The organism is Arthrobacter sp. YN (genome assembly GCF_002224285.1).
Classification (GTDB): Bacteria; Actinomycetota; Actinomycetes; order Actinomycetales; family Micrococcaceae; genus Arthrobacter.
In genome coordinates, this window is the sequence record NZ_CP022436.1 from 4,797,671 (window position 1) to 4,821,671 (window position 24,001).

At 61.7% G+C, this 24,001-nt stretch carries 24 protein-coding genes and 1 pseudogene; 16 read left to right on the top strand and 9 right to left on the bottom strand.

What is annotated here, in order from left to right; translation table 11 throughout:
- The 3 genes from CGK93_RS22060 to CGK93_RS22070 are packed head-to-tail and all read left to right on the top strand — an operon-like array spanning position 1 to position 3,090.
- On the top strand, positions 1–900 hold the full coding sequence (locus CGK93_RS22060; protein ID WP_089596711.1) for a YhfZ family protein: 900 nt from the start codon (positions 1–3) through the stop codon (positions 898–900).
- A complete protein-coding gene (locus CGK93_RS22065) occupies positions 875–1,987 on the top strand; it encodes a Gfo/Idh/MocA family protein (protein WP_198318294.1) in 1,113 nt (370 codons plus the stop codon). The genes CGK93_RS22060 and CGK93_RS22065 overlap by 26 nt, the downstream gene beginning before the upstream one ends.
- Complete coding sequence (locus CGK93_RS22070; protein ID WP_157731943.1) at positions 1,984–3,090, top strand: Gfo/Idh/MocA family protein; 1,107 nt, start codon at positions 1,984–1,986, stop codon at positions 3,088–3,090. The genes CGK93_RS22065 and CGK93_RS22070 overlap by 4 nt, the downstream gene beginning before the upstream one ends.
- 36 nt (positions 3,091–3,126) lie before the next feature.
- Here the strand turns inward: CGK93_RS22070 and CGK93_RS22075 are convergent.
- Positions 3,127–4,021, bottom strand: a pseudogene (locus CGK93_RS22075) (heterodisulfide reductase-related iron-sulfur binding cluster); the annotation flags it as partial.
- A 42-nt stretch (positions 4,022–4,063) separates the two neighbouring features.
- Here CGK93_RS22075 and CGK93_RS22080 point away from each other — a divergent pair.
- Positions 4,064–4,417, top strand: coding sequence for an FCD domain-containing protein (locus tag CGK93_RS22080; RefSeq protein ID WP_232481455.1), 354 nt, complete (start codon positions 4,064–4,066; stop codon positions 4,415–4,417).
- On the opposite strand, the gene CGK93_RS22085 is transcribed toward CGK93_RS22080, so the two are convergent.
- Entirely contained in the window at positions 4,414–5,010 is a 597-nt protein-coding gene (locus CGK93_RS22085) for a helix-turn-helix domain-containing protein (protein WP_089596715.1), read from the bottom strand. The genes CGK93_RS22080 and CGK93_RS22085 overlap by 4 nt on opposite strands.
- Positions 5,011–5,087: 77 nt before the next feature.
- On the opposite strand from CGK93_RS22085, the gene CGK93_RS22090 reads away from it, so the two are divergent.
- Positions 5,088–6,017, top strand: coding sequence for an NAD(P)/FAD-dependent oxidoreductase (locus tag CGK93_RS22090; RefSeq protein WP_089596717.1), 930 nt, complete (start codon positions 5,088–5,090; stop codon positions 6,015–6,017).
- A 43-nt stretch (positions 6,018–6,060) separates the two neighbouring features.
- Entirely contained in the window at positions 6,061–6,318 is a 258-nt protein-coding gene (locus CGK93_RS22095) for a hypothetical protein (protein ID WP_089596719.1), read from the top strand.
- A gap of 438 nt (positions 6,319–6,756) precedes the next feature.
- Here CGK93_RS22095 and CGK93_RS22100 read toward each other — a convergent pair whose 3' ends face one another.
- From CGK93_RS22100 to CGK93_RS22120, 5 genes are all read right to left on the bottom strand, one after another.
- Positions 6,757–7,605: an aldose epimerase family protein gene (locus CGK93_RS22100; protein WP_089596721.1), complete on the bottom strand. Its 849-nt coding sequence runs from the start codon at positions 7,603–7,605 to the stop codon at positions 6,757–6,759.
- 9 nt (positions 7,606–7,614) lie between these two features.
- Positions 7,615–8,277, bottom strand: coding sequence for an HAD-IA family hydrolase (locus tag CGK93_RS22105; protein ID WP_089596722.1), 663 nt, complete (start codon positions 8,275–8,277; stop codon positions 7,615–7,617).
- A 78-nt stretch (positions 8,278–8,355) separates the two neighbouring features.
- Positions 8,356–9,150: a sugar isomerase domain-containing protein gene (locus CGK93_RS22110; protein WP_157731945.1), complete on the bottom strand. Its 795-nt coding sequence runs from the start codon at positions 9,148–9,150 to the stop codon at positions 8,356–8,358.
- Positions 9,151–9,246: 96 nt separating this feature from the next.
- On the bottom strand, positions 9,247–10,269 hold the full coding sequence (locus tag CGK93_RS22115; protein WP_089596726.1) for a hypothetical protein: 1,023 nt from the start codon (positions 10,267–10,269) through the stop codon (positions 9,247–9,249).
- Positions 10,270–10,271: 2 nt separating this feature from the next.
- Positions 10,272–11,636, bottom strand: coding sequence for an FAD-dependent oxidoreductase (locus CGK93_RS22120; RefSeq protein WP_198318295.1), 1,365 nt, complete (start codon positions 11,634–11,636; stop codon positions 10,272–10,274).
- A gap of 131 nt (positions 11,637–11,767) precedes the next feature.
- Here CGK93_RS22120 and CGK93_RS22125 point away from each other — a divergent pair, with 131 nt between their 5' ends.
- From CGK93_RS22125 to CGK93_RS22135, 3 genes are read left to right on the top strand one after another with little or no spacing between them, the layout of a single operon-like run.
- Positions 11,768–12,532 (top strand): SDR family NAD(P)-dependent oxidoreductase, encoded by a 765-nt coding sequence (locus CGK93_RS22125; protein WP_157731947.1) that lies wholly within the window; start codon positions 11,768–11,770, stop codon positions 12,530–12,532.
- Entirely contained in the window at positions 12,529–13,143 is a 615-nt protein-coding gene (locus tag CGK93_RS22130; RefSeq protein WP_089596727.1) for a bifunctional 4-hydroxy-2-oxoglutarate aldolase/2-dehydro-3-deoxy-phosphogluconate aldolase, read from the top strand. Before CGK93_RS22125 ends, CGK93_RS22130 begins: the two co-directional genes overlap by 4 nt.
- Complete coding sequence (locus CGK93_RS22135) at positions 13,140–14,021, top strand: ROK family protein (protein WP_157731949.1); 882 nt, start codon at positions 13,140–13,142, stop codon at positions 14,019–14,021. The genes CGK93_RS22130 and CGK93_RS22135 overlap by 4 nt, the downstream gene beginning before the upstream one ends.
- 65 nt (positions 14,022–14,086) lie before the next feature.
- Here the strand turns inward: CGK93_RS22135 and CGK93_RS22140 are convergent, their stop codons facing one another.
- Complete coding sequence (locus tag CGK93_RS22140) at positions 14,087–14,827, bottom strand: GntR family transcriptional regulator (RefSeq protein WP_157731951.1); 741 nt, start codon at positions 14,825–14,827, stop codon at positions 14,087–14,089.
- A 273-nt stretch (positions 14,828–15,100) separates the two neighbouring features.
- Between CGK93_RS22140 and mmsA the strand changes: the two genes are divergently transcribed.
- From mmsA to CGK93_RS22155, 3 genes are all read left to right on the top strand, one after another.
- Positions 15,101–16,654 carry a multiple monosaccharide ABC transporter ATP-binding protein gene (gene mmsA / locus CGK93_RS22145; RefSeq protein WP_089596733.1) on the top strand — a complete coding sequence of 518 codons (1,554 nt, stop codon included), beginning with the start codon at positions 15,101–15,103 and terminating at the stop codon, positions 16,652–16,654.
- Positions 16,651–18,003 (top strand): multiple monosaccharide ABC transporter permease, encoded by a 1,353-nt coding sequence (mmsB, locus tag CGK93_RS22150; RefSeq protein ID WP_089596735.1) that lies wholly within the window; start codon positions 16,651–16,653, stop codon positions 18,001–18,003. The genes mmsA and mmsB overlap by 4 nt, the downstream gene beginning before the upstream one ends.
- A gap of 92 nt (positions 18,004–18,095) precedes the next feature.
- Positions 18,096–19,202, top strand: coding sequence for a substrate-binding domain-containing protein (locus CGK93_RS22155; protein ID WP_198318296.1), 1,107 nt, complete (start codon positions 18,096–18,098; stop codon positions 19,200–19,202).
- A 79-nt stretch (positions 19,203–19,281) separates the two neighbouring features.
- Here the strand turns inward: CGK93_RS22155 and CGK93_RS22160 are convergent, their stop codons facing one another.
- Complete coding sequence (locus CGK93_RS22160; protein WP_089596737.1) at positions 19,282–20,007, bottom strand: SDR family oxidoreductase; 726 nt, start codon at positions 20,005–20,007, stop codon at positions 19,282–19,284.
- Positions 20,008–20,059: 52 nt separating this feature from the next.
- Between CGK93_RS22160 and CGK93_RS22165 the strand changes: the two genes are divergently transcribed.
- The 4 genes from CGK93_RS22165 (at position 20,060) to CGK93_RS22180 (ending at position 23,996) form a co-directional block, all read left to right on the top strand.
- The gene (locus tag CGK93_RS22165) at positions 20,060–20,929 is read left to right on the top strand and encodes an SDR family NAD(P)-dependent oxidoreductase (protein ID WP_089596739.1); all 870 of its coding nucleotides are present in this window, start codon (positions 20,060–20,062) and stop codon (positions 20,927–20,929) included.
- Complete coding sequence (locus CGK93_RS22170; protein WP_089596741.1) at positions 20,926–21,624, top strand: FadR/GntR family transcriptional regulator; 699 nt, start codon at positions 20,926–20,928, stop codon at positions 21,622–21,624. Before CGK93_RS22165 ends, CGK93_RS22170 begins: the two co-directional genes overlap by 4 nt.
- Before the next feature lie 164 nt (positions 21,625–21,788).
- Positions 21,789–22,958, top strand: a complete 1,170-nt coding sequence (locus CGK93_RS22175; RefSeq protein ID WP_232481456.1) for a Gfo/Idh/MocA family protein — start codon at positions 21,789–21,791, stop codon at positions 22,956–22,958.
- Between the two features lie 3 nt (positions 22,959–22,961).
- Positions 22,962–23,996 carry a LacI family DNA-binding transcriptional regulator gene (locus CGK93_RS22180; RefSeq protein WP_089596743.1) on the top strand — a complete coding sequence of 345 codons (1,035 nt, stop codon included), beginning with the start codon at positions 22,962–22,964 and terminating at the stop codon, positions 23,994–23,996.
- Positions 23,997–24,001: the final 5 nt, after the last annotated feature.

Below are 24,001 nucleotides of genomic sequence, written 5' to 3' on the forward strand. Positions count from 1 at the left end.
ATGGGGAAGTCGATTGACGCTGTCAGCGTCCTGGCCAACGCGGCGCTTTCGCTGCCGCTGGGCGCGCAGGTTCCGACCACTGCGGAGCTGGCCCGCATGGCCGGCACCGGAGCGGGAACTGTACAGGCAGCGCTGCGAACCCTTGAACTGTCAGGCGCTATCCAGACCTCCTCACACGGGAGCTCGGGGAGGCGCCTGACGGCCAAGGTTCTTCCTGACCTTTGGGCTGCAAGTGGCCGCGGCATCCTGACCGGAGTCCTGCCGCTGCCCGACACCCGCGAGTTCACCGGCCTTGCCACCGGATTGAGCGAGGCGGCCGAGCGCGCAGGCATACCTCTTCAGCTTCTCTTCCGGCAAGGCAGCGCGGTCCGTCTTCGCTTCCTGGAAAGCAAGCGGGTGGATTTCACAGTGGCGTCGGCCGCCGTCGCCCATTCGATCGGCGAGCAGACCACCAGCCTTACCTTGGGCCCCCACACCTTCTACCGTAAACAGTCCGTGGTGGTGATCACCCGCACGGGCCAGGAGGTGGGGATCCCTGCCCGGGTTCCCGTGGACCGAAACTCCACTGACCATGTGACCCTCACGCAGCGTGAGTTTCCCAACGCTGAGATGGTGGATACTCCCTATGCCTTCATTCCCGAATCAGTAGTCAACGGAAACTTTGACGCCGCAGTCTGGCATCAATCAAATTCCAGCCCGCTGCTGGTGGCCGCCGGCATCCGGATCCACGCCCTGCAACACCCGCCCACCTCGGACAATGAAGCCCTCGATAGGGCTTCGATCATCTGGGGCAGCCATGATGCGGCTGTGGGCGGAATCATCACGGGGCTCTTCGACCCCGCAACCTTGGAAACAATTCAAAAGGAAGTCATGGATGGACGCCGCATCCCCCAGTTCTAAGCAGATCGATCCCTGGCGCATCGCCGTGGTCGGATTCGACCATATGCACGCCGGCGATCAGATCAGCGTTATCAAAGACCATCCCCGCGCCATGTTGGTGGGAGCCTGGGACAGCAACCCGGACCGAATGCAGCAGGTGTGCGCGGAACTCGAGGTCCCGCCCCACCTTCAATACGGTGACCTGGACGCCCTCATCGCAGAGACAGCTCCGCAGATCGCCGTGGTCTGCTCCACAACGGCGGACCATCGCCGGTACGTGGACTACTTTGTGGAGCGGGGGATCCACGTGCTCCTCGAGAAGCCCTTGGCGTCCACCGTGAACGACGCCAGGGCAATCGTGGGTGCGGCAGCCTCGGCTCCGGGCGTCCTGGTGGGGGTCAATTGGCCGCTGGCGTGGTACCCCGTCCACAGAACAGCGCGCCGCCTTATCAGCGAAGGCGTGATCGGTTCCGTTCTCGAAGTGCATTACTACGACGGCAACAGGGGCCCTTTGTTCCACACCCATGGCAAGCATGAGGTGGACGACGCAGAGGTCGCCAAGGCGAAAGCTTCAACGTGGTGGTACTCGGCCGCTGAAGGCGGTGGTTCCCTGCGTGATTACCTCGGCTACGGCGCTACTCTTGCTACCTGGTTCCGTGACGGCGAACTTCCCACGGATGTTACGGCCCGCACCCACATCAGCCCCGGGGATGAGGTGGACGAACAGTCGGTGGTGATTGCTTCCTATCGCTCAGGCTTGTCCACCTTCCAGACCCGTTGGGGCACTTTCACCGACCCGTGGACCCACCAGCCCTATCCACGCTGCGGCTTCGTGATCGTCGGCAGCGCCGGAACCATCGCCAGTTTCGACTACGCCGAAGCCGTCCAGGTTCAGGACAACGCGCATCCTGAGGGACAGGCCATTCCGGTGGACGAGCTTGCACCGGGTGATACCGGCGGAGTGCCCAACCTGATCCACGCATTGGATCACGGGCTGCCTCTGGAGGGCCCGGTGTCGCTGGAAGTCAGCATGGCGGGCCACCTGATTGTCGAAGCAGCTGCTCAAAGCGCGGCTGATCAGACGCCGGTTCGATTGGACACACTGTGACCAACAGCACTGCAACCACCAACAGCGCGGAAGCCTTCACCTCGGCAGCCCGGTACCTCCCCCCTGTTCCCCGGACCGCGGGGCACGGAATTGGCCTAATAGGCTGCGGCTTCATCAGTGAAGCGCAACTGGCCGCTTACCAAGAGGCGGGGTTCGACGTCGTGGCCCTGTGTGACCGCACCCTCGCCAAGGCAGAAGCCCGGCGAGAAGCGTATGCCCCGCAGTCCCGGGTGACCACCGACGTCGAAAACGTCCTTTCGGATCCGGCCGTGGACATTGTGGACATCGCCACCCACGTTCCCGGCCGCCCGGAACTCATCCGCCGGGCGCTGCGGGCCGGCAAGCACGTGCTGAGCCAAAAGCCGTTCGTCAGCAGCATCGCCGACGGCGAGCGCCTTGTCGAGGAAGCGCGGACGGCCGGCAGGACCCTCGCGGTCAACCACAATGGCCGGTGGGCGCCGCATTTCGCCGCCGCCCTGGCTTTGGTGTCCGATGGTGCTGTGGGCGAACCGACGTCGGCTGACTTCACTGTTTATTGGCCGCATGATCAGGCTTTCGAACATGATCCCCACTTTTCCACCATGGAGGATTTGATCCTCTATGACTTCGGGATCCACTGGTTCGATATTGTGGCCCAGCTGATGAGCAAAGCAGGCGACGCCCAGCGCGTTTATGCCAGTGTTGGCCATCGCCGCGGTGCGAAGGTTCCGGTAGCAACAGATGCCGACGTCGTTATCGAGTACGCGGCGGCGCGCGCCACTATCTCCTTCCGGGCTTCGGCCCCGCTGGCGGAAAAGGGCATGTACCGTATCGAAGGCACGGAGGGCACCATTGCACATGAGGGGCACAGCCTTGGCGGCGAGGTGGTGACCTTGACGCGCCAAGACGGCTCCTCAGCCATTGATCTCCAGGGAGACTGGTGGAGCAACGGAATGCGCGGCACCATGGCCGAACTGATGGACGCTGTGGAGACGGGCCGTTCCGCTCGAAACTCTGCGGAGACTTCCCTTGCCGGCTTGCGGCTCTGCTTTGCTGCCCTGCATTCGGCCCGCACGCATGTGCCGGTTGACCCGGCCACCGTCGATGCTCGTCACGCAGATTGAGGTTTCCGCCGGCGTGACTTGCCAGCACCAAGCCCCTTAGCGGGTGACCTCTTCAAGGAGCTCCAGTAAATGCCGGTTTCGGGAACCTGTGGCCCGTGTCATGCCGAGTTCACAGGTTCTGTTGCAGGAGGCGTGGGCAGCAGCGTTCAGGTCCGCTACGTCCGCGGCCTGACGCGCTGTTGCCGACGCCGTCAGTTCCGGATGCAACATGCCCCTGTCACCGGCAAACGCACAACAACCCCAGTTCTCGGGAATGTCCACGCGTTCCGCCACTGCACCGGCAACCACGCCCAGCGCATCGTTGAGTCCCATCCGCGTTGACGAGCAGGTGGGATGCAGCACCAGTGTTTGAAGTTTCCCGTGCTCGGGCAGCAGGGGCAGTATCCGTTCGGCGGCGAAGTCCACGGCGTCCACGATGCGCAGGGGAAGCTGACCTTCCGCTGGAATATCCGATTCCACCGCATGGCGCAGGCCCTCGGTGCAGGACGACGCGTCGCAGACGATGGGCAGCTCGCCGTTGTGGGTTGCCGTCCGGAGTGCCGCCGGGGTTTTCGCTTTCATGGTTTCCTAGCCGTCAGGCATCCCTTTGGACGACCACGGCGTCCCGCAGCACAGGCCGTCAATACCTTGTGGAACCAGGAGCGTTAGCCCTGCCCGGGCAGACAGTTGTTCAAAGCTGTACTGCACGCCGCGTCCACCGGCTTCAGGTAATGCCCCTGCCGGACCGAACATGGTGTTGACGCAGGCAGGGAAATAGACGGCATCAACACGCCCCGAAGGAGCAGGGCGTTTCCGCGGTGAGCCTCCGCCTGGAAGCTCCGTGGAGTACAGGGGTACAGTATCTGCCCCCAGGACAGCCCCGCGCCGCTGTATTGGGTGGCTTGATTCCGCCGGACCTGAATGTCAGCGACACGCCCCGGGCTGCACTGGCACGCACCAATCCTGCAAACGGCGGCTTGCCCTCCGGAAAAACTTGCCCGAGGCTGCCGTCCAGGCCAACCGCGACATCGCCGCGCTGCAGAGCGGCACCCCTTTGGACGTAGTGGAGCCCGACATGCGCTTCCATATGAGTTTGATTGACGCAGTGGGAAACGAACGTATCAGCCGGATGTACCGTTCCCTGGTGGGCGAGGTCCGGCTATGGATGGTCCGGGTACAGACCCTGAACCTCCTGGATACTTCCTTGATTCACGCAAAACACCAGAAAATCCTGGAGTTGATTGAAGCCGGGGAGCCCGACGCCGCTGCTGCGCTTCTGGATGAGCATCTGGGCCGTGCCCGGGACCGTCTGGCCGAAGCCATGGAAGGGCAACCCGCCGCAGGCTAGTGCTTGTACTCCTTACTGGACTTGGCCCTGACATGCAGCCGCTCCCCCTGCTGCCCGAAGAGGCTCAGAACTTCAGCCCCATGCCCTCCCGTACTGCCGAACCAGTGCGGGACGCGGGTGTCGAACTCAGCCACCTCGCCCGGCCCAAGCGTCAGGTCATTGTCTCCAAGGACAAGGCGCATACGCCCGGACAGGACATAAAGCCACTCATAGCCCTCATGGGTCTTGAGTTCGGGCTCCTTCTTGGAAGCGGGGATCACGATCTTCCACGCCTGGACGCCTCCGGGGTGCCTGGTCAGCGGAACAACTGTCCGCCCGTTCGCCACCCGTGGTTTGAGACGAATCCGGGGATCGCCGACTTCCGGAGCACCCACTAGATCATCCAAAGGGACGTTGTAGGCTTGCGCCAGCGGAAGGAGCAGTTCCAGGCTGGGGCGGCGTTGACCGGTCTCCAGGCGGGACAAGGTGCTTTTGGAGATGCCGGTCGCAGCAGCAAGGCTGGTCAGAGTTACCTGTCGCTGGTTACGCAACCGTTTCAGCCTGGGACCCACCTGATCCAAGGCTGACGCGATCACTGCTGCAGTAGGGTCCATAGCCCAATCCAACGCGGGATTCCCGGAAACAGCAACGATTGTTGTCGAAACCGGGAAGCCCGGACAGCCTTGAAGGCATGAGCAACTACGAGGTCATTATTGTCGGCGGAGGACCCGCCGGCCTGTCCGCGGCGCTGGTCCTATTGCGGGCACGCCGACGTGTCCTGGTCATGGATACCGGGGAACCGCGCAACGCCCCGGCCGCGCATCTGCATGGCTTCCTGTCCCGCGATGGCATGCCACCGGGCGAACTGCTGGCCACCGGACGGAAGGAGGTGGAGGCGTACGGGGGCGAAATCCTCAACGCCACGGTGAGCGACCTCGTGTCGTGCGGAAAGTCATCCTTCTCGCTCCTGCTCGCAGGCGGCCGGCGGATGACCGCCCGGAGGCTGCTGATCACGACGGGTCTCAACGATCAGCTGCCGGACATACCGGGGCTTCAGGATCGGTGGGCCCGTGACGTTCTGCACTGCCCCTACTGCCATGGATACGAGGTTCGCGACCACGCCTTGGGCGTTATAGGCGGATCGCCGGACGCAGTCCGTTATGCGCAGATCGTTCGTCAGTGGAGCGACGACGTAGTGCTGTTCACGCCGAATGACAGTCTTTCGATTGATCAGCGATCCCAACTCGTCGCCAGGTCCATCGGCATCGTGGAAGGCACGCCGGAACGTGTCCTGGTGGAGAACCACCACCTCAGCGGAGTTCGCATGGAAGACGGGCGCGTCATCCCCCGTACCGCCTTGTTCGTGCCCCCACGGTTTGTACCCAACAACCATCTGCTGCTTCGCCTCGGCTGCGAAACAGACGGCGACGGTTGGCCCGTCAAGGATTCCCAAGGGCTGACGTCCGTTCCAGGAGTTTGGGTGGCCGGAAACGTGGCCAACCCACGAGCCCAAGTCATTACCGCCGCGGGTGAAGGCTCCGCCTCGGCCATCGCCATCAACGCCGACCTCGTTGCCGAGGACATTCGGATCGCCATGGACGCCTTCGCCCTTGGCCACTGACCCTCTACCGCCCCCCTCATCACCACACAACCCAGGAGTACTCATGACCAACCCCACCACGTCCGCAAAAGCCCCGCCTCCCACCAAGCACCAACTCGCCATCATGATCTGGCTTGCCGTGTTTCCGACCCTGGTGGTCATCAACCTGGTGCTCGGCGAATGGCTTGGGACGCTGACTCCCGTCCTCCGTACTTTCATCCTCGCCACCATTGCGGTGCCGATCGTGATCTACGGCCTCATGCCACAGCTGCACCGCGCCCGGGTTCGGCTGATGACCCGACGTTCATCAGCCAAGCAATAACGGTGAAGGCCGACGGCGGTGCGGGTGCGGGAGACAAGTGCCCGCACCGCCTTGCACTCTGACCCGCTCCCGGGCGCCGGCCACTAGCCCACCGTGTGCAGGGAGGTCGAGTCCAAGGGGCGTCGCGCGTCCTTGGAGATCTGGCAAGCTGCACCGATGATTTACCCGCTACCCGTTCCCACAGCTTCAAGGCCTACCCCTTGGTAGCGCGAAGGGCGGTTCGGGACGCGAGGTACTTGACGAGCGTCATGGCCGGGGCCGTATGAGGAGCGTGGGAAGCCACTCCGGCGGAGAGAGTCATGTGTTCGCGGTCCCTGCCGGGAAGGGTCCCGGGACACCATCGCCATGAGATACCCGACGACGACGCCTAGCCCGGCGCCGACTGGCAGGGCGGCATCTTCGCTGAGAAGTCGTATCGGGGTGGTGCCGGCTAAACAGCTACTTGCCGTGGACGCGTAAACGGCACGAATACCCTTTGCTTGCTCCCGGCATCAGCAGTTCAGCCGGGACCGAAGAGAGTTCGCGCCGTTCTCCCTCTACATGCGGCAGGTCCGACCACGGTTCCAGGCAAACGAAATCCGCCCCGGGCTTTTTCCATACCGCCAAATGGGGAAATCCCCGGAAAGCCATGCTGAGTACCGGACCATCGGAGGAGACCAGCCTGACGGTGCGGCTGTTCAATGACTCGAAGATCAAGGCCCCTTCGCTCAGCAGTTCCTCCGTCAACCTCAGGGAATTGCCTTTGAGCGGAGAGTCATAGCGCTCATGCGTGAGATGCACTTCGCTGTTGACCCTCCGGGTAGAGCCCGTTTCGGGACGTTCAAAGACCAAGTCCAAATCCTCATCCCTTTTCCAGCCAAATGCGGGGTGCCAGCCCAGCGAGGCCGGCAGGGGGGAATGGCCGGAATTCGTGAGGATGAACGTCACGGTCAGTTGCCTGGCCGCAACATGCCACTGTGTTTCCAGCGCGAAGGGAAACGGAAACCCTGTAGCGTCCTCCGGATGGTGGTCCAGGCGCAGGTGGGTGGAGTCCGGAGCGGACCGGACCACTGTGAAGCCGCTGTCCCGGACGAAGCCGTGCCGGGTCACTGGGTAGCGTAGGCCGTTGTGCCGGATGACATCCTCTGCAACCCGGCCGATGACCGGGCAGAGAATAGGGGCGTGGCGAGCCCATTCGGGCCCTGCCTCCCAGAGCAGTTCCTGCTCTCGACTTTGAAGGGAAATGAGCTCTGAACCGGTGCTGTCTATGACTGCACTGAGCTGATCATTGCCTATACGGATCTGCATCGGCGCCTTTCAGGCTGTTCGGACGTAGAACTGAAGGCCGCCGTCGATGACCTCCACCCGAACGGCGTCGAGCCCGCTGATGACCAGATCCGCTTCGGCGAGGTCAGCGGCGCGCCGTGTTCCTTCGATGGCAACGACGAATGATCGTGCTGCACGTGCAGCGGCGATTCCCGCGGGGGCATCTTCAAAAACAACAACCTTCCTCGGGTCCACTTTCAATCTTTGGGCCCCCAGAAGAAAAGGCGCCGGGTCCGGCTTGCCGCGGCTCGTTTCGCCGGCAGTGACCAGCACGGTAGGCGCGATGATGCCCGCGGCGTCCAGCCGGGCGGCAGCGACGGTCCTGACACTGGAGGTGACGATTGCCTTCCGGGTATCAGGGATGCTGGCCAGGAGTCCGGGCACGCCGGGAAACGCAGTGATGCCGTGGGTTTCCGTCGCCTCAATCCGAACGATTTCCGCCAGTGCGGCGTCCACTTCCACCGCCGGGACAAGTGCTTCCACTATTTGGCGTGCGGGGATGCCTTCGTACCACTCCTGGAAGGACCGGTCCGCAATACCTCGCCGGTCAGCCCACCGGGACCAACAATGATGGCTGTTGGCGGTGGAGTCGATCAGGGTACCGTCCATGTCGAAAAGAACCGCTTGTACGGCAGGAATTGTTGTGGTGATCATGCCCTTTTTCCGTTCCGGGATGGCCCGCAGCCCGGGGACCGGAACAGCTTGTCCTGGCCCCCGCGGCGCATCTGGTGGTCAGCTCTGGTCGGCAGTGGCAACCAATTCCTCACTGACGCGGAGCACGTCGGCTTTGCGACGGGCGTGTTCCAAGTAGGCGCTTTCGAACAAGTGGTGGGATTGTTCGGCGCCGACGATCTGGGCACCCGTGAGGACGGGCAGCTCGATTCCCTGATCCGCGAGCTTTTGCGCAGTAAGGACCTTGAGGGTATTGACGATCGCGATGTTGGAGATGCTGCTGACCGGCCCTACCTTGTTTGCCCAGCCATCGATGGTGACGGCCGCGTCCCCCAGGGGCGTGCAAATATCAATCACGACGTCGGCATGGTCGGCCAAGATGGTGCCTGAGGCGTGCGTCGGGGGAACCGATCGCGCCTCACTGATGGAGGTGACGGCAATGACTTTCAGGCCGGCCTTTTTGGCGATCATGGCAGTTTCGACCGGGACCGCGTTGCGGCCCGTCGCGCTGAAGATCAGGATGGCATCGGTGGGACGGAGCTTGAAGTTGGAAAAGATCACTTCTGCCAGCCCCGGAACACGTTCAATGAACATGGCCTGCCGCTGCCCGTTGGCCCCTGCGATTTCAGTGTGGAATGTCATCGACAGCTCTGCAATCGGGTGCCAGCCGGGGTATGAACCGTAGCGGGGAAACATTTCCTCGACAGGAATACGAGAGTGTCCCGTGCCGAAAGTGTGGACGACTCCGCCGCCACCAATGGCCTCCGCTGCAATGGCCGCAGCGGTCTCGAGGGCCTCGGTTTGCGTCGCCTCGATGCGGTCGAGGACGTTGCGGGCTTCCGCGATCCAACTCATGAGATTGGTCCTTTCACATTTGTCATTAGCCATACCAGCGGTTCCGATACGGCTGAGGTAGTAGTGGGGCCGCGGGAAGCATCCCGCAGCCGATGGTCAACGGGTCAGTTCTTCCGCGAAGTCGCCTGCACGCTCCGAGGCAGGTGGCCTCCAAGACAAAGCACTGATCGCGTTATTGCGCATGATGTCCTGGATCGCATTGTCGGGGAGGCCAGCGGACTTCAGGAGGACCGGAAACTCGCTTGCCAGCCAGGAAAGGCCAGGGGCTCCGCCCAGTGATGCCCAAAGGTCCCGCCGTGCGCCGTCGGTGCCCACGATGATCTGATGCCCGAAGCCCTCCTCCACCAGGGAGTAGACCGCGCAGACGGTGACGGAGGACAGTCCGCGCTCCCGCTGCCGCAGTCCTTGGTCCAACTCCAGGATGACGCCACTGGACGCCAACTCCTTCAGGTAGTTCAGAGCGTGGCTCTTATCCACGTGGCTGAGAATGATCGAGCCGGGCCGGACGCCCATGGCAAGGAGGAACTCCACCTGGGCGAGCCCTCCCAGCCCACCCTCGCAATGCGTGAGGATCGGCGCCCCAGTGACGTTGCTCGCGTGGGCTGCCGCTTCCAGATTGCGGAGGTCCCGCTGATCCGGCGTCTGCCCACTGGTGGCTACCTTCACGATGCCCGCCTTGTAGGCACTGCGTCGGACTACAGGTCCCGTGTAGTCGAATTCGTCGATTCCTTCCACGAGGTCGGCAACAAACAATTTGACCAGGTCGTCCATATCCACCCGGTTGCTCCAGTGAAGGGGCCCGTAGTAGCGGTCGTGGTGCAGCCCGGTGGCGGAAATGATGTCCACCCCGGTTCGCCGGGAGATCTCAGCCAGCCTGACCGCGTTCCTTCCTGCGGCGACCGGCATGGCGTCGACCATGAGGGCTGCGCCGGCATCGCGGCATGCGCTCACCTCTTCAACTGCCGTGTCGACGTCGTAAAGGTGAATATGGGGAAACCTGTCATGGATCAGAGGGGAGTCGATGATCAGGTGTTCATGTCCGAAAACCGAACCCGCTGGTAGTTCTTCCCGGTCCCCCAGAACGGTGCGGATGAATCCTGCTTTATGTGGTTGCATCATGGTCAGCGCGCCGACTGTGGTTGGAGCTGCACTTCGAGGATGGCGCCGGCAGCCCGCAACGTTTCACGAATCGCGGTGGCGGGCACGTCGCGGACGAGTCCCCCTGCGGCGGCCGCGGCCATGGCAGCCGCTGTTCCGGCAGCCTGGCCCATGGCCATCGTCTGGGCCATGGAACGGATGCTGGCTTGGGCATCATGGGTTGCCGAGAAGCATCGTCCGGCGACCATGACGTTTTGCGCGTCCCTGACGATCAGGGACCGCAGGGGAATACCCGCGGCACTTCCCTCCGGGAGGTACGCCCACGCGGTCCCATCTCCCGAGTGGTGATCCTCGATGGGTGCCGCGCACAGGGCGATTTGATCGTCGAACTGGTTGGCACCCAGCACGTCCTCGCGGGTGACGCGGTAGTCACCATAGATCCGGCGGGTTTCGCGCAGGCCGATCTGGGTGCTGAGACCCACCAGGGACGAATTTTCATACCCGGCCACCTTGTCGGTCAGGAAGCGGGCGTACTCCAGAACCTGGCGCCGACCTGCCATCTCGGCCTTGGTGAGGTTCTCCGGGTCCAACACGGTCTGCAGCGTTCCATCGGCGTCGCGGGTGGCCGAATCGAGGCGGGTCATGACTGTTGCCGTCATGCCCTCGATGGGTGTGATGTGGTCGCTGCCGTCAGTCCTGGGAAGGAGGTAGCCTTCAGCTGAGGCAGCCAGCATGAGCTCCCGCAGGTCTTCCTTCGTCAGCTTTTTGCGGGCGGCGTGATCGACGTTGATCATCCGGAACGTTGTGGTCAGGGTCTGAGCCGGAGAGATCTCACCGGCAACCTCGTACCCGAAACCGGCGAAGTGGCTAAGGTCCCCATCGCCGGAGGCGTCAACGAACGTCGTTGCGGAGACTTGCCGCAAACCGGCCTTGGTCGCGAGCAACAGGCCCGTGACCCGACCGTCGCTGACCTTAACCTCCTGCACAAAGCTGTGCAGGAGGACCCGCGTTCCGGCACTCGTGACCAGATCCTCCCAGGCCACCTTCAAGTGGTCTGCATTGTAGGTGACGCCTGTTCCGGCGCCGTAGGTGTTGGGCCGTTCAATGACCGGGCCGAGCGTACGCAGCTTCTCGACGACCTCGCCGGGAATGGAGTCCACCACCCGGAACGGGCGCGAGCCCGGTGAGTAAAAGCCGTAGAAGGTATCCAGCACGGCGGTGCTGTTGCCTCCCAGGAAGGGAAGCTTTTCGATGAGCAGCACGCGGGCTCCCTGACGGGATGCAGCAATGGCTGCGGTGGAGCCAGCCGAACCGGAGCCGACCACGACGACGTCGAAGTGGCCGATGGACGGAACGGCGGCGGACCAAGCGGTTGCGGGGGTTGCCACATGTCTCCTCAAGTAGTTACGAACTTGCTGGTATTTGTATATACTACTATGACACTGGTTGTTGGCCAATGGGTAGATACATTGATGAACAATTTCCAGCCCCTGAACCATCAAAATTGAGGAGATGCGACGTGGAGAGAACCAGCCGCTCTGTAGTAATTACCGGAGCTTCGGGCATAGCCGCGGCTACCGCACGCCAACTGGCAGATGCAGGAGACGCGGTTTTCGTCATCTCCCGCAACCCTGGGTCCTGTGCCGCTTTGGTGGACAGCTTGGGTTCGGAGAAGGCGGGATGGTACGCCGCGGACCTGCAGGACGAGGAAGCCACCGTGGCCGCTTTTAATGCAGCCGCGAAGAAGCTGGGACGCATAGACGCGGTGGTTGCAGTTGCCGGCGGCAGTGCCCGCCGCTTTGGTGACGGCTGGCTGCACGAGATGACTCTTGACGCGTGGAACGCATCGATCAACCTGAACCTGACCACCATCTTCCTGACCGCCCGCGAAGCTGTTCGGCACATGAAAGGGACAGGCGGTTCGCTGGTCCTCACGTCCAGCGTCCTGGCCACATCGCCCCAACCCGATAACTTCACTACGCATGGATACGCTGCCGCGAAGGCTTCCATCACCGGATGGACCGTGCCCCTTGCTGCGGCGTATGCAAAAGACAAGGTACGAGTGAACTGCGTGGCCCCCGGACTTGTCCGCACCCCCATGGCCGCACGCGCAGCGGAGGATCCCGAGATCGTGAGCTTCGCCGAACGCAAGCAACCGGTAGCCCCGGGAATGCTGACAGCCGAGCAGATCGCCGAAGCACTGTGTTGGTTTGTCCACTCTGATGGAGTGACCGGCCAGGTACTGGCTGTCGACGGCGGCTGGGCGGTGACGTCAACGTCATGAGCCGGCCCATACTTCCCCCAGCAGTCACGGCATCACGGCTCGTCATAGTGGCCCGTCGTCTCAAGAGTGAGACGTTGGAATCCCTGACGGCTTTGTCCCAAAGCCCTCGATCTGTGGTCTTTGAAATCACCATGGACTCCGAAACGGCCGTAGCGGACATCTCTGCGCTTCGCGAGGCAGGAGCCACCGTTGGGGCCGGCACCGTCCTGGGTAAGGAACAAGCCGCCGCCGCCATGGACGCAGGAGCTGAATTTCTCGTATCCCCGTACCTGGATGAAGAACTTGTGGCCTGGGCCGCCGCCCAAGGCATACCGGTCTCCCCGGGCGCCCTGACCCCCACGGAGATTGTCAGGGCATGGAATGCAGGGGCGGCCGCTGTGAAGATCTTTCCCGCCTCCGTTGCGGGACCTCAACTGCTCCGGGAACTGCGGGGCCCGCTGGGGCATATTCCATTGATGCCCACCGGCGGCATGAATGCTGAAAATGTGGGAAGCTTCATCGACGCCGGCGCCATGGCTGTCGGGGTGGGCGGCTGGTTAACCGGAGCGCCCCTGCGCGAAATCCCTGTACGTTGGGAAGCGTTGAAGAAGGCGGTGGCAAGATCTCAGTGAGTACTTCTGTTGGGCCATTGGCGCTGGGACTGGATATTGGTGGCAGTTCCGTTAAGACAGCATTGTTACGCATTGACAGTTCGGCCCGCCCGGAGACCGTAAACACCCAGCTCTTCCACCTGGACCAGTCACGGGAGCCAGGCTTAGTGGTGGGGGAACTCGCCAGGATCACCACTCAACTGCGGATCCAATACGGACCGATCGCTTCCGTGGGTGTGGGCATTCCGGGCATGTTTGACGAGGCCGCAGGAACCCCTACGCTGCTACCCAACTTCCCGATCTCCTGGAAGGGCTTCCCCTTTCGGCAGGAAGTGGAAGGCAACTTGGGCCAGAAAATTGCCTTGGTCAATGACGCCAAGGCATTCAGCCTGGCCGAATCCGTAGTGGGCTCCGCAGCCGGCCTGGAAACCGTCGTATGCGTGGTGCTGGGTACCGGCGTCGGCGGCGGCGTTGTACATCGCGGCAAAGTATGGAAGGGGCTCGGCTCCGCGGGCGAGCTCGGCCATCTCACGGTTGAACTGGATGGACCGCCCTGTGGATGCGGCAACAATGGATGCGTTGAGTCCTTTGCGAGTTCCGCAGCGATCTCCACGGCCGGCGGACAAGAGTCCGTGCAGGCCGTCTTCGCTGCAGCCGCCACTGGTGACGCCCGAGCACAGGTTGCCATAGACAGGGCCATCAAAGCCCTTGGCGCAGGCCTGGCGAACGTCTTCATCACGTTGGCACCGGACACTTTTGTGATCGGCGGTGGCGTCGCCGGGGCGGGAAAACAGCTTATAGCCCCCTTGAAGCAGAGATCCGCCGGAGGGTCCACGTGGCCCCGCAGAGCGACATTCACGTTGTCCCAGGATCCCTCGGCAGGCACGCCGGAGCCATAGGGGCCGCCCTCATGGGAGCCGACACCCAGTTTTGATCCGGCGCGCGCCGGAGGGCCGGACGGGCCCTACTTAGGCTCGTCCGCCCCCGGCGCGGGTGCGAGCGTGAACACCGCATCAATGACGTAACGCTCAGGGTGGTAAATCGTCGTGGTGAATTCCAGCGGCTTCTCGTTTTGGTCAGAAATGATCCGGCGTTCAACAAGTACCGGCGACTTAGGCGGAAGATTGAGCAGGTTGGCTTCCGCGGAAGACGCCGTGCGGGCACTGATCCAGGACAAGGCGGTGGTCGGCTGACGCCCAAGACTCCTCAGGGCATCATGCAAGGAGCCGGTTTCAAGATCCTCAGCCAGAACCGAAGCACAGTCCGGCGTGAGGCTGGTGGTCTCGATGGCCATGGGAGTTCCGTCCGCGAGCCGGAGCCGGTGAATAGCCACCACACGACTTTTTGGCTCCTGTCGCAGAGCGTCCAGTTCAGGGGCAGTTGCCTCGCGGAGTTCCGCTGACATCAATTGCGACGACGCCGTGAGTCCGCGGCGGTGCATGTCCGAGGTGAAGTTCATGAGTGGACCCGCGTGTCGGTGCATCGGCCGCGGAGCGATGTAGGTTCCTGATCCGCGCTTACGCCGGACCAGACCTTCCGCCGCCAGGTTTTGCATGGCTTGCCTGGAGGTCATCCGGCTCACTCCAAACTGGGTGGCAAGCTCGGCTTCGGACGGCAAGGGATCACCCTCCCGGCCAGCCATGACCTTGGCGCGGAGCCACTGCTCGATCTCCATATACAAGGCTTGAACGGCCTGATCACTCATTCCGATCACTCATCCGCGAGCTCCTGACAGAGGGTTGTACTTCCATACTCTCCAGCCTATAGTAGACAACATCACTCAAGCACCCTATACATTTACTTTGTAAGGTACATACCTTTGCACGTAAAAGGTCTAACAGCCTGAGTCACCCACGAAACACGAGGACATCGCCCCAAAGAATTCGCCGTCCTCCTCCAAACGACAAGGAAGTCGCCACATGTATTCATTCATTTCCGGCACTGACTACCCCTGTGTCTTGTCGCTGGGGTGGCAAGCATGACATCGGCTCACTCGGCCATCCTTGAGATGCGCTCCATCACCAAAGAATTCCCCGGGGTGAAGGCTCTCGACGGCGTTTCCCTCACAGTGGGCGCCGATGAGATTCACGCAATTTGCGGAGAGAACGGTGCCGGCAAGTCCACCCTGATGAAGGTGTTGTCGGGCGTTTACCCCTACGGGTCTTACACGGGCGAGATTGTGTTCCGGAACGAGGAGTGCCGTTTCAAGGACATCCGTTCCAGCGAGCATGCCGGGATCGTCATCATTCACCAGGAGTTGGCGCTCATCCCGGAAATGTCCATCACCGAGAACATTTTCCTCGGCAACGAGCCTTTGAGAGGACGGCGGATCGACTGGATCGAGGCCAGAAAGCGCTCCGTTGAACTCCTCGCCCGCGTGGGCCTCTCGGACAACCCCGATACCCAGGTCAAGCACCTCGGCGTAGGTAAGCAACAGCTCGTGGAGATCGCCAAAGCCCTGAACAAGTCGGTCAAGCTCCTCATTCTGGACGAGCCCACAGCCGCCTTGAATGAAACGGACTCCCAACACCTTCTTGACCTCATCCTGGGCCTGAAAAGCAAGGGCGTCAGCTCCATCATCATTTCCCACAAGCTCAATGAAATCGAACAGATCGCCGACTCCATCACCATCATCCGGGACGGCAAGGCGATCGAGACCCTGGATGTGAAGGCTGACGGGGTCAATGAGGACCGCATCATCCGGGGCATGGTGGGGCGGACACTCGAGAACCGTTTCCCGGACCGGCACCCCAAGATTGGCAAGGTGCTTTTCGAGGTGCGGAATTGGACGGTGCAGCACCCCCAAGTGCCGGAACGACTGGTAGTGAAGGGTTCCAGCTTCACTGTGAGGCGCGGCGAGGTGGTGGGATTCGCCGGGCTCATGGGTGCTGGCCGCACCGAGCTCGCGATGAGCCTCTTTGGCCGGTCTTACGGGAACTTCATTTCCGGGCAGGTGATCAAGGACGGTAAGGAAATACAGCTACGAACTGTCAGCGAGGCCATCAGCCATGGTCTGGCCTACGTCAGTGAAGACCGCAAAGCACTTGGGCTGAACCTGCTCGATGACATCAAACGCTCGGTCGTCTCAGCCAAACTCGGCAAGATCTCCCGGGGCCCGGTTGTCAGTGACGTTGACGAATTTAAAGTTGCCGAGGAATACCGGAAGAGCCTGCGTATCAAGGCTCCCACCGTTCACCAAGGCGTTGGAAAGCTATCCGGTGGCAACCAACAAAAGGTTGTCCTGGCCAAATGGATGTTCAGTGACCCCGACGTACTGATTTTGGACGAACCAACACGCGGAATCGACGTGGGGGCCAAAGCCGAGATCTACGCGATCATCCGCGACCTTGCCGATCAAGGCAAGGCCGTCATCATGATCTCCTCCGAACTGCCAGAACTTCTGGGTGTTTCAGACAGGATCTACACCCTGTTCGAAGGTTCCATCACCAACTGCATTCCGGCCGCGGAAGCCGAACCGGAAACCCTAATGAAGAGCATGACTTCAATGAGGAAGAAAGTCACAACGATATGAGCACGCAAACCAGCGCCCCCGCATCACGTAGTTCCCTGAAGGACATCACCAAGGTGTTCGGATCCGGGCAGTCCAACGTCCGGCAGTTCGGCATCCTGTTCAGCCTCATCGCCATCGTTGTCCTGTTTCAAATCCTCACGGATGGCCTCACCCTTTCATCAGGAAACCTGATCAACCTTGTGAGCCAGTATTCGTACATCTTGATCCTTGCCATCGGCATGGTTCTGGTCATCATCGCCGGGCACATCGACCTTTCAGTCGGCTCTGTAGCTGCTTTCACCGGCATCGTAGTCGCGACCGCAATGCAGCAGTGGAGCCTGCCCTGGCCAATGGCCTTCGTCCTAGGACTCGTAGTAGCAGCACTCATAGGTGCCTGGCAGGGCTGGTGGGTGGCTTACGTGGGAGTGCCGGCCTTCATTGTGACCCTCGCAGGCATGTTGATTTTCCGCGGCGGCAACCAGATGATTGGCAATGCCAACACGGTACCGGTCCCTGGTGGATTCACCTTCATCGGAGCAGGGTACTTTCCGGAAATTGGCCCGGACACCGGCTATAACAACCTGACACTGCTGCTGGGTGCGGTGCTGGCAGTGGCAGTAGTGGTAGCCGAATGGCGCACCCGCAAGAAGCAGGCGGCCATGGGCTCAGCCGAAGCTCCACTGTGGGTCAGCGCCGTGAAGGTGATCGTCCTGGCCGGCGTGGTCCTCTACGCCACCATCCTGTTCGCCGGCGGCCGTGTAGGCACCAGCTTTCCCATCTCCGGCGTCATTTTGGGCGTGCTGGTCCTGTTCTACTCGTTCATCGCCAAAGACACCATCACCGGCCGCCACATCTACGCAGTGGGGGGGAACAAGCACGCTGCCGAACTCTCCGGCGTCAAGTCCCGTCACATCGACTTCCTGGTGATGATGAACATGTCTGTTCTTGCCGGGCTCGCCGGCATGATTTTCGTAGCCAGGTCCGCAGCCTCCGGGCCCCAGGATGGCCTCGGTTGGGAACTGGACGCCATCGCCGCAGTCTTCATCGGCGGAGCGGCAGTTGCAGGCGGGATCGGAACCGTTGCCGGTTCCATCATCGGCGGTTTGATCATGGCCGTGCTGAACAACGGACTCCAGCTGCTCGGCGTCGGCGCAGACCGCGTGCAGGTCATCAAGGGCATCGTGCTCCTGGTGGCCGTGGGACTGGACGTCTGGAACAAGACCCAGGGCCGTCCCTCAGTGATCGGCTTCTTCACCAAAAAGCGCAAGAAGCCTCGGGACCTGCTCTCCGCAAAGAAGGTCCCTGCACCCGAGGCAACCATCGCCGAAGATGCGCCGCGCCCGGTTCCGGCCGGCGAACAGAACCGCTGACTTTCAGCCGGGTCCCTTTCCCCGAACCACCCAAACAAATGTCCCCCAACATGGCAAACGCCTTAGCAATCCCCAGAGAAAGAAATGAATCAATGACGATAAGAAAAGCTCTTCTCGCGACCACCGCACTTGCAGCAGCTTCTGTTCTGGCCCTCACCGGTTGCGGAGGCAGCAGCAGCCGAACCGAGGCAGGTAACGCTTCAGCGGCATCCGGCTTTGCAGCCGATTCCACCATTGGTGTGGCATTGCCCTCGAAGACCTCGGAGAACTGGGTCCTGGCCGGTGACCTGTTCTCTAACGGGCTTAAAGACGCAGGGTTCAAAGGTGATGTCCAGTACGCCGGGGCCAGCACCACCGTCAAAGACCAACAGGACCAAATCAATGCCATGGTCACCAAAGGTGCCAAGGTTATTGTTGTCGGAGCCGCCGACGCCGGTCAGCTCGCCACCCAACTCAAGGCGGCCCGCGACGCCGGCGCCAAGGTCATCGCCTATGACCGCATCATTACCAACACCCTGGACGTGGACTACTACGTTGGCTTCGACGCCAAGAAGGTCGGCCAGCTTCAGGCCGAGTCACTGATGGAGGCTTTGAAGGCCAAGAAGCCCTCAGGCCCGTACACCATCGAGTTGTTCTCGGGTTCTCCCGACGACGCCAACTCCGCCGTCTTCTTCGACGGCGCGATGAGCGTTCTGACACCGCTCATCGCAGACGGGACGATCGTCGTCGGGTCCGGTCAGAAAGACATCAAGCAGACCTCAACGGCGGGCTGGAAGGCCGAGAACGCCCAAAGCCGCATGGACTCGCTGCTCACCGGCACCTACGGTTCAAAAGAGCTCGACGGCGTCCTGTCCCCCAATGACACGCTGGCCCGTGCCATCCTTACCTCAGTCAAGGCCGCAGGCAAGCCGATTCCGGTGGTTACAGGACAAGACTCCGAGGCTGAATCCGTGAAGTCCATCATGGCCGGAGAGCAGTACTCCACCATATACAAGGACACACGCCTCTTGGTGGCCCAGGTCATCAAAATGACCCAGTCCCTGCAGAAGGGCGAGGCCCCGGAGCTCAATGACACCAAGTCCTACAACAATGGTGCCAAGGTACTCGAGTCTTATCTTCTGGAGCCCGTCATCGTAACAAAGGAGGACGCGGCAGAGGCCTATGCAGCCAATCCCTCACTGGCTCCCTTGACCAAGTAGTCAATGAGCCCGTAGTCAATTGCAAGGCCGGCGCCCTATGGTGGGTGCCGGCCTTGCAAGCGCGACGGGCTTCTTCTGCTTACTTCTGACCTATGGGACTCAGGGCCAACTCGTCGATCCGGACGTGGCGTGGGCTATCAAGGATGAATTGAACGGAGCGGGCAATATCCGCGGCGCTGAGCATCCTGGCGCGCTGATTCTCGTCCGGCACCTCCGGTCTCATGGACAGGAAGTCAGTGTCGACGTCGCCGGGGCAGAGATGGCAGGCCTTGACGCCATTGACTCCCTCTTGGTCATTGAGGGACGCCACCAGCGCCGACAGGCCGGTCTTGCTCGTCATGTAGGCCACCCCCGAACCAGGCGAGAACCGCCAGGCAGCCCGGGAAGAAACGACGACAATATTGCCCTCTCCTGCGCGCCTCATCCCGGGAAGGACCAGATCGATTGCCCGGGCCACGCTGATGAGGTTCGTCTCGACGATGGCTGCGAAGTCTTCCATCGTCTGATCGGCCCAAGTTCGAGCTGGAGTGTTGAGGCCGGCAGCAAGAACGACGGCGGTCACCGGACCCCACTGCGCAACGATCCTTGAGTGGGCCTGCTCCAGGGAACCCGGTTCGTTGGCATCCGCCGGCGCTTCGAGGCCGTCACCGCCGTCTTCGACGATATGGCCTACTGTCTCTGCAACGGCGTCCGGGCGCCGGCCAGTAACTGCTACGCACCATCCCGCTTCCGCTGCAGCCTGCGCTGCAGCCCGGCCCATGCCGCTGCCGCCTCCGATGACCCAAAGGACCTTTTGAGCGCCCATAACTTACTCCGCATCAATAGTATGATCTTTGATCTCAGTGTAATCTAATCGTATGACTATTGATCAAGCAATACAGTGGGGCCTCCGGGGCCGCGTGGTGATCGTGACCGGTGCGGCAGGCGGGATCGGACGCGTCATCGCAGAGACGTTTGCCCGCCATGGCGCCAAGGTGGCAGCCCTGGATGTCTTTCACGACGGCGTCGAAAATCTGGCGGAAGAACTCCGGGCGGGCGGCGCCGAAGCGATCGGGCTTTCCTGCGATGTCACCAACCAGGAGTCTGTGCGCGCAGCAGTTACGGCGGTCGCGGATCATTTCGGGGTCATCGACATCCTCATTAACAATGCAGGCATCAATGTTGAGGGCACCGTTGAGGAGCTCGAAGATTCCGCTTGGCAGCGGTGTTTCGATGTCAACGTCACCGGCGTCGCCCGCGTATGCAAAGCAGCTATTCCCTACCTCAAGGAAAGCAACCATGGCCGGGTAATCAACGCGGCTTCTTTCGCTGCAATCATTCCCAGCGTCGGCAGTGCCGCCTACGCGGCTTCCAAGGCCGCCGTCGTGCAGTTCACCAAGGTACTCGCAGGAGAACTTGGACCCTGGAACGTGACGGTCAATGCCTACGCTCCGGGAATGATCCCCACCGGCATGAACGGCTTTACGGAGATGCCGAAAGAGGCACAAGACCGCCTGCTCAACACGCTCACATTGCGGAAGTGGGGAGAAGCCGCAGAAGTTGCGGATCTTCTCTTATTCCTGGCCAGCGACGCTTCCCGGTACATCACCGGAACATTGATCGACGTCAGCGGCGGTAAGCTGGCGACCCAAATCCCAGCGAAGGCCTACGAGGCTTTGGCAGCCGCGACCACCACAGCAACGGCCAGTGACAGCGCGACCCCAGCGTCGTCGTCGAGCATCGCATGAACCAACACCCGCGCACGGCGCCGGGACTGCACAATCAACTGCTCGACCGGCTCGGAATGGAGATCTGCTCCGGAGAACGGGCGCCGGGGAGCACGTTGACCCTGGAGGAACTCGAACGCACCCACGGCGTCTCAAGATCAGTTGTCAGGGAAACCGTCCGGGTCCTTGAGTCCATGCAACTCCTCGTTTCCAAACGCAGGGTTGGCATCATGGTGCTCGAGTCCAGCCAGTGGAATCAGTTCGAACCCAGGGTCATCCGCTGGCGCATGCAGTCGCCGGAGCGTCAAGCACAGCTGGATGCCCTGATCGGCCTCCGTCTCGCTATTGAGCCTGAAGCTGCACGACTGGCAGCCCTGCAGGCGTCCGCCAGCCAAGCCGCCGAGTTGGTGGGAATAGCCGGCAGGATGTGGGCAGCGAGCGAGGAGAACAACCACGGTGCCTTCCACGAGCTCGATCTCCAGTTCCACGCACTCATCCTCGCCGCGTCAGGCAACCCAATGTTTGCCCAGCTCGAAGCCATCATCAGCGAATTCCTGGAAGGTTGGCATGCCCGCGGACTAGGTCCCGGGCATCCTCACCCCATCGCGCTGCAGCTCCATGCGGACGTAGCCGCGGCCGTACAGCGCAGGGCACCCGATGAGGCGTTCGCCGTTATGCGTTCGCTCCTGACTCGAAGCGCCGGGGAAGCGTCCTGATCCTCAAATAGTTTTTGGTGTGAACTATAAGGGTGGAGGCCTCGACAAGCAAGCATTCCTGCTCGTATGAAACCGCTTATCAAAAAAAGACGGCAAGGCTTGCCTGTGGTTGTGATAAGCGGTTTCATGGACACCGAGCCCACCCTGAACCGAAGGAAACAACTGTGGAACCAATCACGGTCGAAAATGATCGTCGCCCTGTAGTGGCAGTCGTCGGATTGGGATTTGGTGCTGAATTCGCGCCGATCTACCGCGATCATCCGGACGTTCAGCGAGTGGTGGTCTGTGACGGTGACGAGGAAGTTCTCAACCGGGTAGGCGATGAGCTCGGAATCGAGGAGCGCTACCTAAGTCTCGAAGACGTTCTGGCTCAGCCGCACATCGATGCAGTCCACCTCGTGACTGCCCTCCCGGACCACGGCGAGCAAAGCATCGCCGTCCTCAAAAGCGGCAAGCACTGCGCGAGCACTGTTCCCATGGCCATTTCCCTCGAAGAAATGAGCGAAATCGTCCGGTGGGAGCGGGAATCCGGAAAGAACTACATGATGATGGAGACAGCGGTTTACACCCGCGAGTTCCTCCACTGCCAAGAGCTGTTCCAAGCCGGCGCCTTCGGACACATCACCTTCGGCAAAGGCGTGCACTACCAGGACATGGAGGGCTGGCCCAGCTACTGGGAAGGCCTTCCTCCCCACTGGTACATGACCCACGCAATCTCACCGTTACTTCGATTGCTGGATACCAGGGCAACCACCGTCCGCTGCCTGGGTTCAGGTCAACTGCCCGCCAACAGGCAAACCCACTACGGCAACCCGTACCCTGCCCAAACGGCGATCTTCGAACTCGAGGGAACCAACGTCTCCATCGAAGTGTCCCGGACCCTGTTCCAAGCCGCCCGCTCATACACCGAGGCTTTCTCCATCTACGGGGAGAACTACGGATTCGAATGGCCCCAGATCGAAGGAGAGCCGCCGGTGCACTACATGCTAAAGGAGGCGAACGGCCGGCGCGGAAGGACCATAGAGTCCCTGAGAATCGAAGCGCCGGAAAGAACAGACCTTCTGCCGTTATCCATAGCCCGCTACACGCAGGACAGCGTCTACTCGGACGGCTCGCACTCATCGTTCATCCAGGGCAGCGGCCACGGCGGATCCCACCCCCATTTGGTGCACGAGTTCGTCACCAGCATCGTTGAACAGCGGCCCTCCTCCATCAACGCCGTGGTGGCAGCCAACTGGACGGCTGCAGGGGTTGCAGCGCACCAGTCTGCGATGAATGGCGGAGAAACGGTCCACATTCCAAGCTTCGAACTCCACCCCGCACCGGCCGGATAAGTCATGTCCCGTCCCACCCCTGGAAACGCCCCCAAGATCCGGGACGTTGCACGCGTAGCCGGCGTCTCCGTTCCCACGGTCTCGCGGGTTCTCAGCGGCAGCACGCCGGTCAGCGACCGCCTCAAGGAGCGGGTGTCAGAGGCTGTAAAGGAGCTCGGATACAGGCCCAACAGTGCTGCCCGTGCCCTGGCACTGGGGAGTCGATCCATGATTGCGATTCTCGCGGGGAACTCGTCACGTTACGGCTGGGCACGAACCATCCAAGGCATTGAGGTCGCGGCACGCCAACGAGGTTTCTCCTCGATCGTCTCCGTGGTGGAATCCGCGGAAGAATCCGACGTGTCTGTAGCGGTGGATCTGGTCCTGGCAGAAAACGTCGCCGGGGTCATAGTCCTCGAGTTTGATGAACCCGGCCATGCCGTGCTGCGCGTCCTGAGACCTGCCATCCCGGTCGTGGCAGTCAGCGGGGGAAACCGGTCGGAGGCACAAGTCCCCCATGCAATGCTCGACGAGTTTACGGCAGGCAAACAAGTGACGGAGTACCTGTTGTCGCTGGGGCATAGGACAGTGCATCACGTATCCCAACCAACCATGGGACGGCCCCTGGGGCGGACCGAGGGATGGCGGTCCGCGCTGGAAGAAGCCGGGGCTCCCGTGCCCGCAATAGCCCACTGCGATTGGGAACCGCGGACCGCCTACCGCGCGGGCCAAGGACTTGCCACCGCCAAGGACGTGACCGCTGTCTTCTGTTCCAACGATGACATTGCCATGGCTGTGATGCGGGCATTCGCCGACAACCAGATCACGGTGCCCGGCGATGTGTCCGTCATGGGGTTCGACGATCAGCCCCTGGCAGAGTTTTGGGCTCCGTCGCTGAGTACGGTCCGTCAGGACTTTGATGATTTGGGCTCCAGAGCATTTCGGCTTCTTGAAGCGCTCATGCAGGGCGAACCGGCACCGGGAAATTCCGTTGCAGTACCGAAGCTGATTCTGCGTGAATCGACCAACCCGCACTACCAAGACCGCACGACACCATGAAACGG